The sequence below is a fragment of the Psychromonas arctica genome (genome assembly GCF_036697365.1).
Lineage (GTDB): Bacteria > Pseudomonadota > Gammaproteobacteria > Enterobacterales > Psychromonadaceae > Psychromonas > Psychromonas arctica_A.
The window spans coordinates 95880-111064 of sequence record NZ_JBAHZA010000006.1 but is presented as its reverse complement, the minus strand read 5'-3'; the positions used below and the strand labels follow the sequence as shown (position 1 = coordinate 111064).

At 38.0% G+C, this 15185-nt stretch carries 18 protein-coding genes; all 18 read right to left on the bottom strand.

Going from position 1 to position 15185, the window contains the following annotated elements:
* Nucleotides 1–9: 9 nt before the first annotated feature.
* Nucleotides 10–474, bottom strand: a complete 465-nt coding sequence (gene ccmE, locus V5290_RS08705) for a cytochrome c maturation protein CcmE (protein ID WP_333384159.1) — start codon at nt 472–474, stop codon at nt 10–12.
* On the bottom strand, nt 471–677 hold the full coding sequence (gene ccmD / locus V5290_RS08700; RefSeq protein WP_333384156.1) for a heme exporter protein CcmD: 207 nt from the start codon (nt 675–677) through the stop codon (nt 471–473). The genes ccmE and ccmD overlap by 4 nt, the downstream gene beginning before the upstream one ends.
* A 1-nt stretch (nt 678) precedes the next feature.
* Nucleotides 679–1425 (bottom strand): heme ABC transporter permease, encoded by a 747-nt coding sequence (locus V5290_RS08695; protein WP_333384154.1) that lies wholly within the window; start codon nt 1423–1425, stop codon nt 679–681.
* 25 nt (nt 1426–1450) lie between these two features.
* Complete coding sequence (gene ccmB, locus V5290_RS08690) at nt 1451–2119, bottom strand: heme exporter protein CcmB (RefSeq protein WP_333384152.1); 669 nt, start codon at nt 2117–2119, stop codon at nt 1451–1453.
* Nucleotides 2112–2750 (bottom strand): cytochrome c biogenesis heme-transporting ATPase CcmA, encoded by a 639-nt coding sequence (gene ccmA / locus V5290_RS08685; protein ID WP_333384150.1) that lies wholly within the window; start codon nt 2748–2750, stop codon nt 2112–2114. Before ccmA ends, ccmB begins: the two co-directional genes overlap by 8 nt.
* A 462-nt stretch (nt 2751–3212) precedes the next feature.
* Entirely contained in the window at nt 3213–3605 is a 393-nt protein-coding gene (locus tag V5290_RS08680; RefSeq protein WP_333384147.1) for a DUF2802 domain-containing protein, read from the bottom strand.
* Between the two features lie 26 nt (nt 3606–3631).
* A complete protein-coding gene (locus tag V5290_RS08675) occupies nt 3632–4120 on the bottom strand; it encodes a chemotaxis protein CheW (protein WP_290038966.1) in 489 nt (162 codons plus the stop codon).
* A gap of 43 nt (nt 4121–4163) precedes the next feature.
* On the bottom strand, nt 4164–4829 hold the full coding sequence (locus tag V5290_RS08670) for a chemotaxis protein CheW (RefSeq protein ID WP_333384144.1): 666 nt from the start codon (nt 4827–4829) through the stop codon (nt 4164–4166).
* Nucleotides 4830–5603 (bottom strand): ParA family protein, encoded by a 774-nt coding sequence (locus V5290_RS08665; protein WP_333384141.1) that lies wholly within the window; start codon nt 5601–5603, stop codon nt 4830–4832.
* A 2-nt stretch (nt 5604–5605) separates the two neighbouring features.
* Complete coding sequence (locus tag V5290_RS08660; protein ID WP_333384138.1) at nt 5606–6562, bottom strand: flagellar motor protein MotB; 957 nt, start codon at nt 6560–6562, stop codon at nt 5606–5608.
* The gene (locus tag V5290_RS08655) at nt 6562–7314 is read right to left on the bottom strand and encodes a flagellar motor protein (protein ID WP_333384135.1); all 753 of its coding nucleotides are present in this window, start codon (nt 7312–7314) and stop codon (nt 6562–6564) included. The genes V5290_RS08660 and V5290_RS08655 overlap by 1 nt, the downstream gene beginning before the upstream one ends.
* The gene (locus V5290_RS08650; protein WP_333384132.1) at nt 7307–8446 is read right to left on the bottom strand and encodes a chemotaxis response regulator protein-glutamate methylesterase; all 1140 of its coding nucleotides are present in this window, start codon (nt 8444–8446) and stop codon (nt 7307–7309) included. Before V5290_RS08650 ends, V5290_RS08655 begins: the two co-directional genes overlap by 8 nt.
* A gap of 11 nt (nt 8447–8457) precedes the next feature.
* Complete coding sequence (locus V5290_RS08645; protein ID WP_333384129.1) at nt 8458–10731, bottom strand: chemotaxis protein CheA; 2274 nt, start codon at nt 10729–10731, stop codon at nt 8458–8460.
* 12 nt (nt 10732–10743) lie between these two features.
* A complete protein-coding gene (locus V5290_RS08640) occupies nt 10744–11508 on the bottom strand; it encodes a protein phosphatase CheZ (RefSeq protein ID WP_333384126.1) in 765 nt (254 codons plus the stop codon).
* 15 nt (nt 11509–11523) lie between these two features.
* Complete coding sequence (gene cheY / locus V5290_RS08635; RefSeq protein ID WP_290038958.1) at nt 11524–11907, bottom strand: chemotaxis response regulator CheY; 384 nt, start codon at nt 11905–11907, stop codon at nt 11524–11526.
* A gap of 142 nt (nt 11908–12049) precedes the next feature.
* Nucleotides 12050–12760 carry an RNA polymerase sigma factor FliA gene (locus V5290_RS08630; RefSeq protein WP_333384122.1) on the bottom strand — a complete coding sequence of 237 codons (711 nt, stop codon included), beginning with the start codon at nt 12758–12760 and terminating at the stop codon, nt 12050–12052.
* A 41-nt stretch (nt 12761–12801) separates the two neighbouring features.
* Nucleotides 12802–13674, bottom strand: coding sequence for a MinD/ParA family protein (locus V5290_RS08625; RefSeq protein ID WP_333384120.1), 873 nt, complete (start codon nt 13672–13674; stop codon nt 12802–12804).
* Nucleotides 13675–13733: 59 nt separating this feature from the next.
* Entirely contained in the window at nt 13734–15185 is a 1452-nt protein-coding gene (flhF, locus tag V5290_RS08620) for a flagellar biosynthesis protein FlhF (RefSeq protein ID WP_333384117.1), read from the bottom strand.

Genomic DNA, 15185 nt, shown 5'->3' with positions numbered 1-15185 from the left:
TATCGCCTTTTATTGTTTAGTTTTTAAGTTGGACATACCTTTAACAGCATCTGCTACTTCAGGTGGCATGTAATCTTCGTCATGCTTTGCCAATACTTCAAAAGCATCAATACTACTTTTATTTTTTAAAGTACCTTGAGCAACAATGCCTTGCCCCTCTCGAAATAGATCTGGCAAAATCCCATCAAAATACACAGTTACGCGTCCCGCTTTGTTATCTATCAAATCAAAACTAACTTTTAGGCTATTTGGATCGCGTTTCACTGAACCGGTTAAAACCATACCACCAATGCGTAAACGCTGCCCTACTTCAGGCTTAACACCCGTTTCATTTTTACCTTCAAGGATTTCATTGGGTGTATAAAACAAGTCAATATTCTGTTGCAAAGCAAATAGGGTTAATCCCATTGCCAAGGATAATCCAAGGATCAAAGAGGAAGTAATTAATAAACGTTTTTTACGCCTAGGATTCATAATATTTGTTCTCTATCATTGGCTGCTTTTATACGTTTATCTCGGAGTATGCGCTGCCTTATTTGCTTCAATATTTTTTTACGGGTCAATACGCTATGTGCAATTAAGACGATCACACTGATCAAAGAAGCTCCGTAGGCTAACCAGACATAAAAACTATACCCACCCATCGCAATAAAATCTGAAAATGATGTGAATGCCATACTAACCTCGCTCTTTAGCATGTACTAGCTTAATGACCCAAGCTCGATGTTGCTCTCTCTTTAACAACTCATTACGAAAACGGTACAAGATCATAAATCCTAAAAAAGTGGCAAAACTAAAAATCATAACTAACAAAGGAATGAGCATTTCAGTAGCAATAGAAGGCTGTTCAAATTTGGTGATAGTAGCCCCTTGATGCAAGGTGTTCCACCACACCACTGAAAAATGAATAATAGGTAAGTTAATAACGCCTACTAGAGTTAAAATAGAGGCGGCTCTTCCTGCTAACACCTTATCGGAAAATGCGTTATATAGAGCGATGATCCCCATATAAACAAATAACAAAATGAGCTCTGAGGTTAACCTTGCATCCCAAACCCACCAGGCCCCCCACATCGGTTTTCCCCATGCAGCACCTGTAAATAATGCGATAAAAGTATAAACAGCCCCAACAGGTGCAGTAGCTGCAACTGCCATTTCAGCTAAACGTAGTTGCCAAACAAGACCAATAAAAGCCGCAATAGCCATTGCTGAATAGGCTCCCATCGCCATCATTGCAGCAGGAACATGAATATAGATAATACGAAAGCTATCGCCTTGCTGATAATCGGCTGGAGCAAACAGTAGCCCCCAAACAAGTCCAATAATAAAACTCGGTATCGTTAGTATCAAAAACCACGGCATTAACTTACCTGCTAAGGCATAACTGTCTTCTGCTTTAGCGTAAGGATGTAACCACTTCCACATAATTAAATCTCTAATTTAAGTATAATTAACTGACGCTAACCCGCAATGCGGCGGCGATAGCAAAAGGAGCTAAGGTGATTGCCCCTACTAACATGGCTAACAACAAGGCAATAAACCCTAAGTAAGATTGCCCAAAAGAGGCAGCCTCAATAGCCATAGTGGAGAAAATTAAAATAGGAATACTAAAGGGCAACATGATCAAACTCAACAATATTCCACCTTTACGTAAACCCACAGTCAATGCAACTCCAATAGCGCCTAAAAGACTTAATATTGGTGTTCCAATGAGTAATGTTAGAAAAAGTGCATAAAAAGCATCCATTTTTAACGATAAGAAGACCGCCAATAAAGGTGAAACTAATAAGACAGGTAAGCCAGTTAATAACCAATGCCCAAATATTTTAGCGCAAACTAGCCAAGCTAATGGATAAGGAGAAAGCATCATTTGCTCCAATGAGCCATCAATAAAATCATCTTTAAATAGGCGCTCAAAAGAGAGTAATGCAGCTAACAATGCGGCTACCCATATAATACCGGGCGCAATACGAGATAATAGTGCAGGCTCTGTACCTAACCCTAATGGAAACAAGGTGACTACAATAACAAAAAACCAGATCGGATTTAAAACCGCACTTTTGTGGCGAGATGCGGCCAATAAGTCTTGTCGAATAACCTGCAAAAAAGCATCAAACATACAATTCTTCTTCTGTCGGTGCACTTAATATTAATCTTTTATAAGCAGATTCCGGCATAGATAATTCATGGTGCGTAGTTAATACCACTAGCCCACCTTTTTCTGCGTGCTCGACAAGACGCTTCTCAAGAGCTTTAACCGCTTGTCTATCAAGAGAAGTAAAGGGTTCATCAAGTATCCACAGTTTACAATCAGTGATATACATTCTAGCTAATGCAATACGACGCTGTTGCCCTGCTGACAACTGTGCTGCAGGTACATACTCATAACCTACCAATCCCACCATTAACAAAGCTTCAAATAGATCTGCATTAGCTTGTGTGGAATATAAACGTTGAAAATATTGTAGATTTTCTAAAGCGGTTAACTCAGGTTTTACCCCTGATTTATGACCGAGATAAAGGAGTGTTTGATAATAACTTTCTCGTTGTTCAACTATCTTTTCTTGTTGCCAATAAACATCACCGGAATAGGCCGAAGATAATCCTGTTAGCAAACGTAGTAAACTCGTTTTTCCAACACCATTAGGGCCTTCTAGATATAATATTTCACCCGCACAAAGCACAAAGTTTAACTGCTTAAACAAAACACGTTGTTCTCGAACACAAGTTAAGTTTCTGCACTCCAGCATTAATGCTTACCCTTATCAAAAGACAGTCAAAGTAGCGGCGGATCCTAACATAGAAAACACACATGAGTAACTATCGACAAAAGTTAGGAGTTATAATACCAATCACTCTAATTAACTGATCTATTTTACTTGTTAAAATAACTTATTTCTTCGTTGTAATTTTCGCAAATAGAATAACTATTAAAAGAATTAGGATCTTACCGTTAATTCTCCGAGAGACTATTAACTAAGTTAATCAACGAAAGGCTTAAATTACGCCTTGAACTCAGTCATTTTTCCTGCGTAGAATTTAGAGCACTTATTTAATGTAATTGGTATCAGAAAGGATGATGAGCGTATAGCAGAAAATAAAGTGAAAGTGAGTATGATTAGCCATGGATTATGGTTAATCATACTACATTGATTATCTAGTTTAAAAACTTCAACGTTTTATTTAAATATTGTTGAGATAGCAAATTTTTATTATTTACGGTGTAAATTCAATAATAGCTCAGCTTCAGCACGTGGTAATTCGCACTCTAACATTAACTCTTCGATACTGGCACCCAACTCAACCATTTTAGTTGCTCGCGTGTAGAGCCTATTTTCTGGAGCTGAAGCGACTAGATCTACTTGATGTTCTTGTATTTTATTTACCGTATTATCGATCTGCTGCAGCTTTTTACCTAAGCCTATTGCACCAGAGTGCACCTCTGAGAATTGCTTTTTATTACTTTCTTGCTGCGCTATCAGAGACTTAATTAATATCTCAAGGCTACGATTTTTCTTATTTACTTTTCTTAATAAAAAAAGTGTCGTAGCAAAACTCACAATGACTAAAAAAATCGCTAGCCAAGGAATATATTGTATAAACATATGCACCTAATTTAGGTAATAATTACTTACAGTAAATGTAACTCATCCCATTCGTCATCAGTAAGTAATTTATTAAGATCAACTAAAATTAATAAACCGCTATCACGATTACATACACCTTGAATAAATTGAGAGCTTTCTTCAGTGCCCACATGCGGTGCAGCTTCGATCTCTGATTTTTTCAGATAAACTACCTCTGCAACGCTATCGACTAGAATACCAATAACTTGTTTCTCTGCTTCAATAATCACAATGCGCGTACTGTCAGTAATATCAGCAGGCATTAAACCAAAACGAGTACGAGTATCGATAACAGTCACAACGTTACCACGCAAGTTAATAATCCCTAAAACGTACTGAGGAGCCCCTGGCACAGCGGCAATTTCAGTGTAACGTAATATTTCTTGTACCTGCATTACGTTAATACCATAAGTCTCGTTATCTAAAAGAAACGTTACACGTTGTAAAATTTCATCGTTAGACGTTTTATCTGACAAGCTAGATTCTCTATTCATTTTATCTCTACTTAAATTATTGGTTAATAAAATTCAGCTTAATTTAGCTGCGGATGTCCATTCCCTGATCTAATAGTTTCACCAGCTCTTCGGCATGAATTAAAGCACACATTTTTTGCTTTACCATCCCAGCTAGCCAAGGACGTGATCCTTTTTCTTCACGCCACCTAATTTGGTCTTTATTTAATGTTTCAGTACCAAGTAACTTTTCACAAGATAAGCCCCAAGCGGTACTTCCTAATAAAATAAAATGGCTATATTCAAGCTCTTCGGCATTTTTGCCTAACTGTAGCCAAGATGCGGTATCTACGATGTTGTATAGTCTTTCATTATGGCTCATCACGCCACGAAACCAAGCTGGCTTGCCCATTAAAAAGTTAAGTGAATCACTTAACTGATAAATTCCACCTAAATCAGTTAATGGAATAGCAAAAGTTACTTGGTTTAATTCAAAAAATAAAACTTGAAAATTATCTTCGACTTGAAGGTTTTGCCATTTTTCTTCAGGCGTTTTTAGTTCTTCTTCAATGTTTTTCTCAGCTGCTACAATAGACTCGGAAAAAACTAAGTTTTTTGGTAATGTTGAGACGTCTACAGGAGTCGGCTCAGCAAATTCTTTTTGTTTCGCCTCAGATTGCTCCACAGTTTGCTCATCTCGAAGCATCGAATGGAAATAGTTTTTCATTGCTTCGTTATTGTTATTCTTCATCTAATTCTGCTCAGTTTGTAACAAGTAATTTAACAAGGTTTCATAAGCAAATGCCCCTCTACAGTTCTTTGTGTACTGTGAGATAGGCAAATGCGCTAAACTTGCATCTCTAAATTTTGTATCAATCGGAATCACGCCTTTCCAGACTTTACCCTGATACGTTTTTTGTAAATCATTTAACGTATTGATTGATGCTCTAGTTCGCTTATCAAACATAGTAGGAATAATACAATAATTAAAATCATTGCCCTTAGAATATTGCATGATTCCAAGTGTTTGCACCATTCTCTGTAAACCTTTTGATGCTAAAAACTCCGTCTGTACTGGAATCAAGATACGTTCACAAGCCGCTAAAGCATTTACCATCATCACTCCCAATACAGGAGGACAATCTATTAGTACAAAATCATAATCATCTTCTACTAATTTTAGTTGTTTCTTTAAAAACAACCCCATCCCTTCCTGATTACCTAATACTCTATCTAAGGTTGCTAATGACATAGAAGCCGGAATCAAAGATAAGTTATCGATTTCCGTTGGCAAAATTAGTTGTAACAGCCCAGCTCGAGTTGTCGCTGGATCTTGAAATAAGTCATATAAACTAACCGGTAATTGGTCCGAGTCATACTGTAAGTAACTAGTTAAAGATGCATGAGGATCTGTATCAATCAACAACACTCGATAACCTCTATCAACCAATAGACCGGCCAGTGAAATTACCGTAGTGGTTTTACCTACGCCACCTTTTTGGTTTGAAATAGTCCAAATTTTCACCTTCATTCCTGCCTTGTTGTAATGATGAGTCGCCCATCTGGATGATATATTTCACGTATTTGATCGCTATCAGGTGCCCCTGTTTGTATAGCTTCTGGCTTTATTAGCTCATTATTTCTATTCGTGTCTTCCATCACTTGTTTTTTAAAAACTGCAAATTTAGAAATAGCAATGACAACACGTCGACTTTTTAATTTATCCTCAACGCCATTATTATTAATAACTGGGTGAAATTTACCGTAACCTTCAATTACCATTCTTTCTTGGCTAACACCTTGCTCACTTAATGCTTTCAATACACTAATTGCCCGCATTGCTGACAACTCCCAATTTGAGGCATATATTTCATTAGAAATATTATCTGGATCAGTATATCCACGAATCCTAAGCATATTATTAACGGGTGATAGCACCTTAGCTATTTGCTCAATATTCTTTTTTGCGCCATTGAATAAAGTATGGCTAGCATTAGCGAATAATAACGGTCCACCCATTTCTATCGTTAACCAGTCACCGTTTAAATCGACACTAAATGCACCACTTTCTAATTCAGTTTTTAACGCTGACTCTAAAGACAGCTGTAACTCTTGTAATGACTTTCCGGTATAAGTTTGTGCCGGACTTGATAATTGCTCACTTTCAAGCTCACTAACATGCCCTAATGCAAACTCCTCGCCATCACTAAGTAAAGCAGGTCCTGTATTATCTTTAATATCATTACTACGTTTAGTTAAAATGCCATTTGCATTTGACCCACTATGCGGCGCCTCGACAAATTTGCTAGCTTGTTGAATAATTTCAATGACCTCTTGATACTTTTCTTCATTATTTAAAGAGACTGCATACAAAACAACAAATAACGCAAACATTAATGTCATGTAATCGGCATAGGAAACCGTCCAACGATGAACGTGATTACTATGAGCTTTATGGGCATTGCGTCTGTGATATATGGGCATTAATAAACCGCTCTAGCTAAATACCCGTGTAATCGTCTCTCTAACAATAAACTATTTTCCCCATGTGCAATCGCAATAACACCGACCATGGTCATTTCATTAAATAATGCTTTATGTTGATAATTTAAACGTATCTTGTTGGCTATTGGCAAAAATAAAAAGTTCGCAAATGCCACGCCATATATTGTTGCTACAAATGCAACAGCAATACCTTGACCTAACAACTCAGGCTGATCAAGGAATGCCATTGCTTGAATCAGACCTAAAACTGCACCGATAATACCTATGGTTGGGCTATAGCCTCCCATTGCATCGAATACTTGTGCACTTCGTTCATGCTGATCCATCTCTAACTCAATTTCTTGTTCCAAGATCTGCTGCAAGTCAACAGGGTCACATCCATCAACTAACATGGCTAAAGCCATTTCTGAAAAACTATCTGTCCCTTCAGTATTTTGTTTTTCTAAACTTAATAACCCTTCTTGCCTAGATATAACTGACCAACGTTTAATCGTTGTTATTTGTGCGTCTAACAATACTGATGGCTTTGCAAATAGGCTTAACAATTGCTTCAAAGCATGCCTTAATTGCTTAATGGAAGATTGAATTAAAATCGCACCCAAGGTACCACCAAAAACAATCAGAAATGCAGAAAAATCAAACAGGCTACTCAAAGGGGCATCATGATAAAGCTGAGCAAATATAATGCTCAAAGCAATAACAATAAAACCAAGTAGCCCTATTTTACTCATGCTTCAATTCCACTAATATCCGTTGTGCAACTTGATCTAATGCAATTGACTCAGTGGCAATACCTGCTTTGGCAACTGCTTGAGGCATTCCATAAACGACACAACTTGCTTCGTCTTGCGCCCAGATTTCTGCACCTTTATCTTTTAATAAACGCGAACCATCTCGGCCATCGGCGCCCATCCCAGTCAAAATAACGGCTAATACTTTGCTGCCGTAAGATTTAGATAAAGAAGCAAAAGTAATATCGACACTAGGTTTATAATTTAATGCTTCGTTACCAGGGTGTATTTTAATTTGCCCATTCGGCCCAATTAACATCTGCTTACCACCTGGTGCTAAATAGGCACAACCAGGCTTTAAAATATCACCCGTAGCCGCTTCTTTAACTGAAATTTTACAATTGCTATTAAGTCTATCTGCAAATGCTTTAGTAAAAGTACCTGGCATATGTTGAACCAGTACGATAGGTAATTTGAAATGTGCAGGGAAAGCCGTAAGTATTTTTTGTAAAGCAACAGGTCCACCGGTTGAAGTACCAATAGCTAACACATTATAATTTTTACCAGATGCTTTATGGCGTTTAATGACTGATGGTTTAGCACTTAATTCATTTCGCTCATTAACTGTTGATAAACGATTCATAGTAGGCTTCGCAATCGAATCTACATTACTTTTGAGCGTTGGAGTTACTTTAGCTGTAGTACCTGTTTTTTTCTCAGGGACTCGCATAACACGACGCTTAGCAATTTGTTGAATACGTTGCTGAAGTAATGTTGTTGCTTCTTCTTTATCACGCGCAATATCTTCAAACTTTTTAGGCAAAAAGTCACAAGCACCAGCTTCTAATGCATCTAAAGTTGCAGTTGCACCTTGGTGAGTCAATGATGAAAACATTAAAATTGGCGTCGGCGCAACATCCATTATCTTTTGTACTGCTGTTATACCATCCATTACCGGCATTTCGACATCCATGGTGATTACATCAGGTTTATGTTTAATCACCATATCAATGGATTCTTTACCGTTATTAGCGGTAGCGATAACTTCTAGGTGTGGGGATGCATTGATAATCTCACTCACACGGCGTCGAAAAAAATTAGAATCATCGACTACTAATACTTTGATTGCCATTTACAATTCCTTTATGCGTAATGCTTTAATAAGCTAGGGAGATCTAAAATCAAAGCAATACCACCATCACTGGTAATGGTTGCACCAGCCATCCCAGGTGTACCTGATAGCAATTTATCTAAGGCTTTAATAACGACTTCTTCTTGTCCTAATAATCCGTCTACTACAAATGCAACTTGCTGAATACCCAGCTGCACAATAACAACGTGCCCTAATCCATCTGCTTGTTCAGTACGAGGAGCTTGCGGTGCAAGCCAATCTCTCAAATAAAACAGCGGTACAGCATGGTCTCGTATAACTACCGTTGGCTGCCCATTAACTACATTGGTTTTTGCTAAATCAAAATGGAAGATTTCATTTACATTAGTTAAAGGCAAAGCGAATGTTTGATTCGCAACTAAAACCATTAAGGTTGGTAAAATAGCTAAAGTAAGCGGAACTTTAATCTCTAAACGTGTGCCTTTACCAATTTCAGAGTCAATAGAAATAGTACCGTTTAGCTTGGTAATACTCGTTTTAACAACGTCCATACCAACACCACGACCAGAAATATCAGATATTTCAACTTTAGTAGAAAAGCCTGGTGCAAAGATAAGTGAATAAGCATCTTTATCAGTCATTCGTTCAGCCGCATCTTGATCTAAGATGCCTTTACCAATGGCAATTTGTTTTAACTTCTCTGCATCCATACCGGCACCATCATCTTGAATAACTAGCAAGATATGATCACCTTCCTGCGCAGCTGATAACAAAACTCGGCCTTGCGTTTCTTTGCCTGATTGCATTCTGATCTCTGGCATTTCAATACCATGGTCCACTGAGTTTCGCACCAAATGTACCAGTGGATCGGCTAAGGCTTCTACCAAGTTTTTATCTAAATCAGTCTCTTCTCCCACTAGATCCAAACGAATGTTTTTCCCAAGTTGGCGAGCTAAATCCCTGACTACACGTGGGAACTTACCAAATACCTTTTTAATGGGCTGCATCCGGGTTTTCATCACAGAACCTTGCAGATCACTAGTTACAATCGCTAAATTAGCCACTGCACGAGATATTTCTTCATTTTCAGAACTAGACTCTAAACTCACCAATCGATTACGAACCAATACCAGTTCCCCAACCATATTCATGATTTCATCGAGTGTACTTGTATCAACACGAACAGTTTGTTCAGCCTGAGGTTTAACCGGTGCTTTCGCAGCTACTTTTTTCTCTGTAGTAGGTTGAGGTTTAACGGCAGCAGGACTTGGGGGAGCCTTAACGGGTTCAGGTTTAGCGACAGCAGCTTTAGGTGCTTCCTTTGTTGCAGCCTGAATAACAGGCGCAGCGGTATTCATTTTGCCTGCACCATGTAACTCATCTAAAAGAGATTCGAATTCATCTTCTGTTATTTCATCAGAGGCAGCCTCTGGTTTTTCAACCTTAGGTTCGCCACCATGGGCTCCTTTACCGTGTAATTCATCTAATAAATTTTCAAACTCATCTTCACTAATTTCATCTCCAGCAGAATTTTCAGTAGCTTTAGCAGCTGTTGCCGAAGGCGCGCCATGTTTACCAGCACCATGAAGCTCATCTAATAATGATTCAAATTCATCTTCTGTTATTTCATCACTAGCCGTTTGAGCTGTTGCTGGTTTTACTGCTATAGGTGTAGGTGAATGTTGTCCAACACCATGTAAATCATCTAATAGGCTTTCAAACTCATCTTCTGTAATTTCATCACTAACTTCCTGTGCAGGGGAATCAGCACCGGGTTTAGCGTGTAATTCATCTAATAGAGCATCGAATTCAGCCTCACCAATGTCGTCAATACTATTTGTTGCTTGTATTTTTTCTGCAACAGGCTCAACAATCGGTTCAGGTGTTTGTTCTGCAACAGATTCAGCGGTTTCCGCTTCAGGTTTACTTAATCGGTGTAATGACTCTAAAATATCTGAAGGGGCTTTTTCAGCAGTTTCACCATTTTGTACTGCTGAAAACTGCTCATTGATAATATCTAGCGCAGCTAAAATGGTATCCATCAGATCAGAATTAACTAAGCGCGCACCTTGACGTAGACCATCAAATACATTTTCAGCACCATGGCATGTTTCAACCAACTCAGTTAATGATAGAAAACCTGCTCCCCCCTTAACGGTATGAAAGCCGCGGAAGATTGCATTTAATAACTCAACATCATTCGGATTATTTTCTAATTCAACAAGCTGTTCTGAGAGTAACTCTAGAATCTCTCCTGCTTCAACTAAAAAATCCTGCAGGATTTCATCATCTACTTCAAATGTCATTTCCTAGTTCCTTTAAAATCCTAAGCTTGAAAGCAAGTCATCTACGTCGTCTTGTCCGTTGACAACGTCAGTACGGGATTCAGCGTCAATAATTGGCCCTTCCGTTTTAATTGTATTCTTCGTTTCTTTAATTGAACTTTGTTTTTCAACAGAAGAATCTAATTCACTTTGTTTACTGCATACTTTTAAAATAACCACTAATTTCGATTCGATCTCTTGAACTAATTCAATCACGCGGTTAATAATTTGACCTGTTAAATCTTGAAATTCTTGAGCCATTAAAATCTCAGTTAATTTATCACGTAACTGATTTGCGCTCTGTTTCGAATAATTTAAAAAATCATCTACTGAATGACACATTGATTTAAACTCACCTAAGGCTAAATCTCGAGTCATTAAATTATTCCAACTTGGCATAACTTCATCCAAGCTATTAATTAACTTATCAGTTACAGGCAAACAATGATCGATTGCGTCCATTGTTGTGTTGGCAGCTTTATCCGTCATTTCAATCACGTAATTCAAGCGATTTTTTGCATCAGGTAGATCATGACCAGCTAAATCTAATAAGCGCGTGTCATTATTAAAACTCAATAATGCTTCGTGTAATTCACGGGTCAACTCACCGACTTGTCCGAATAGCACACTTTCACTAGTACTAAAATATTTAACACTTTCTACAATTTTATTAGCATCTTCAATTTGATCTGCTTCTAAATGTGCAACTAAGGCCTTAGCTTCTGAAAGTGATAGGTGTGGCATTACATCACCTGCCATACTTAACTCCTTAAATTAAGCTAAACGCTCAAAGATTTTGTCTAGTTTTTCTTTCAGTGTACCAGCCGTGAAAGGCTTGATAATATATCCATTTACACCGGCTTGCGCTGCTTCGATAATCTGCTCACGTTTTGCCTCAGCAGTCACCATTAGTACAGGGAGGTGTTTCAAATTAGGGTCTTTTCGGATCTCTTTTAACAGCTGGATCCCTTCCATAATAGGCATATTCCAATCCGTCACAACAAATTCAAAGTCACCATTTTTTAGCATTGGTAACGCTGTGTGACCATCATCTGCTTCAAACGTATTGGTGAAACCTAAGTCCCTTAATAAGTTTTTAATTATCCTTCTCATTGTTGAAAAATCATCAACAATTAAAACTTTCATTTCTTTATTCAAAATATTCCCCTAGAACAAAAATCTACCTATATCTATATATGTTATATATAGTTATAAATTGCAAAAAAATACATTCTTTTTTTAAATTATCTTCAACTCACTTCAAGATTGTGAGCCACTACCAAGAATTACCTCTTAATAGTTACATATTAGCAGAGTTAACTTTAGATTTCAGTTTATGCAACGCTTGGCTAAGAATTTGGCTGACGCGAGATTCACTCACTTCTAAAATTAATCCTATTTCTTTTAAATTTAATTCTTCATCATAGTACAGAGACAGTACTAGCGCTTCTCTTTGAGGGAGTGTTTCTATCATCTCTGCTAGTTGTTTTGTAAATTGGTTTTCAGCGACATCGTCGAAGGTGCTGTCTGATGTTTCACTCGTTTGCGCAAACATATCATTTGGATTAGGTAAATCTTCATAAGCTACTAATTTAGCGCAGTTTACGTCTTGTAACATTTTTTGGTATTCACTCAATGTTACTTGTAAATAATTAGCTATTTCTGTTTCAGTTGCGCTTTCGCCCGTTTGTTTTTCTACTGCATCAATTGCAGCTGAAATAGTACGACTATTTTTATGAACTGAACGAGGAACCCAATCACCTTTTCGCATCTCATCAAGCATTGCTCCTCGGATACGAATACCGGCAAAAGTTTCAAAACTTGCCCCTTTAGCAGCATCAAAATTTCTCGCAGCTTCTAATAACCCAATCATCCCAGACTGCACAAGATCATCGACGAGTACATTAGCAGGCAAACGGGCCATTAAATGGTATGCAATTTTTTGTACTAACTCTGAATGACGACCAATCAAATCAGATGTATCAGATTGATATCCCTGCGCTTTAATCACTTATAAACATTCCTGCTTTGGTTATTATCTATAACAGCTATCTATAAAAGCTCTTTAATACTTTCATCGTTGTCGTTTAATAATAATTTCTCAATGAAAAACTCTAAATGTCCACCCGGTTGGTGTGGAATAGGCCAATCACTAGCACGGTTTGCCAATGCTTTAAATGCCAAAGATGCAGGTGTTTTAGGAAAGGCATCTACCACGGTTTTTTGCTTTCTAACTGCTTGTCGAACATTGCCATCAAAGGGGATACAAGCAACTAATTCTAAAGAAGCATCTAAGAAGCGATCTGTGACTCGAGTAAGCTTAGTAAAAAGATCTTGCCCTTCTCGAAGACTGCGCACCATGTTGGCAACAATTTTGAAACGATACACGCCATTTTGCTTACTTAATATCTTAATTAAAGCATAGGCATCAGTAATAGAAGTCGGCTCATCACACACCACCATCAATACATCTTGGGCCGCTTGTGCAAAACTGACAACCATATTTGATATACCGGCAGCAGTATCAATTAATAGGATATCAATAGGTGTTTGTAATGAACTGAACGCTTGAATTAAACCTGCATGTTCAACATCAGTTAATTCAACCATTGATTGCGTACCCGAAGTAGCCGGAATGATCATCACTCCCTCAGGACCATGTACAATTACTTCATCTAAAGTACACTCACCAGATAACACATGGGATAGGTTTTTAATTACTCGAATACCTAATAATACATCGACATTTGCTAGGCCTAAATCGGCATCAAGTATCATTACTCGCTTACCCATTTTTGCAAGTGATACAGCCATATTAAGCGTCACATTAGTTTTACCTACGCCACCTTTACCACCAGTGACTGCAATAACTTTCACTTGGTGATTTGCCATTCGTCTTAATCCGCTTGCTTGATCTGCCATCATCTTACTTACTCATTATTTAAATTAATTAAACCAACATACTATGCACTATAACACCGAAATTAATCGTCTGTATTGCTATACCATTGATGTGACTCTTCTTGTTGCTGGTTTTCCATCATTGTTAACGTATCACTAATTAAACTTTCCACTTTCGCTATTTCAATATCTTCAGGGACACGTTGCCCAGTGGTAATATAACTAATCGGCAATGCATGTTTCATTGTGACACTTAATACTTCACCTAAACCTAGACTTTCGTCAATTTTAGTTAAGATACAGCCAGATAGCGGAATACGTTTGAAGTGCTGTAATGCTTCTTCAACTACTCGACGTTGAGCCGTTGATGGAACCACTAAATAACTCTTAATATTCACTCCGCTACTACTCATTAATGTCTCTAATTGCTCAGAAAGGCGAACGTCTCGTTGTCCCATCCCTGCAGTATCGATTAACACTAGACGCTTTTCTCTAAATTGATATAAAATTTGTGATAATTCATCGGCATCTTTAGCAACTCTTACTGCACAGCCCATGATTTTACCGTAGGTCGCTAATTGTTCATGTGCGCCAATACGGTATGTATCTGTGGTAATCAAAGCCACTTGTTCTGGCCCATATTTAATGGCGAATTGTGCTGCCAGCTTAGCGATAGTAGTCGTTTTACCAACTCCAGTTGGGCCTAATAAGGCGATAGCACCACCTTTCAATAAGATTTCATTTTGTCCAATAAAAATTTTATCTTGTAATAATGCTTGTATATATTGTTGAACTTCACTGGATGAAGCATCTTCAGGCACATAACTCGCTAAGTTATCGGCAATTTCATCAGAAAATCCAGCACTATTTAGCCATTTAATGATCATTGCTCGAACAGGCTCTTTTCGCTCCATTTCTTGCCACATTAAACCGGATACTTGGTGCTCTAATAATTTACGTAACGAGGCAACCTCTTCACTTATTTTTGCCATGCCTTTATTATCTTGAGCACGATTCGCAGAAGCAGTTTGTTTTATCGAAGAGTTACGTGACTCTTGGCGATGCCAATTCTGTTGCTCAGCTAAAGTCGGAGGCTGTGACGGCTCAGACCTTTTTGTTTGCCTCTCCAGCTCTTCATTAAAAGAGAAGGCGGGTGGTTCACTGCGTTTTTTAGCTGCAGGCTTTTTATTTTGTTGTGCATTGACCTTACCAAAAAAGGAGTTGAGGGATTTAGCAAAATCCTCACCGCTCTCTTTGCGATTGCTGCGAATACTGTTAGGTAATTTAATTTTAGGTGTGCTTTTTTCAGCCCCTTTTGAAGATAGTTGCACACTATCTTCTTTGAGTTGCGAAAAGCCGTCTGTTTTTTCTGGCTTGGGTTCAGCAGCCTGAGACTGGTAATCAACCGCTGCGACTATTTCAATACCACCGACTACTTTTTTATTAGACATGATCACCGCATCAGGACCTAATACTTCCTTTACTTCGACCATTGCGGTCCGCATGTCTTTTGCAAAAAATCGTTTAATTTTCAT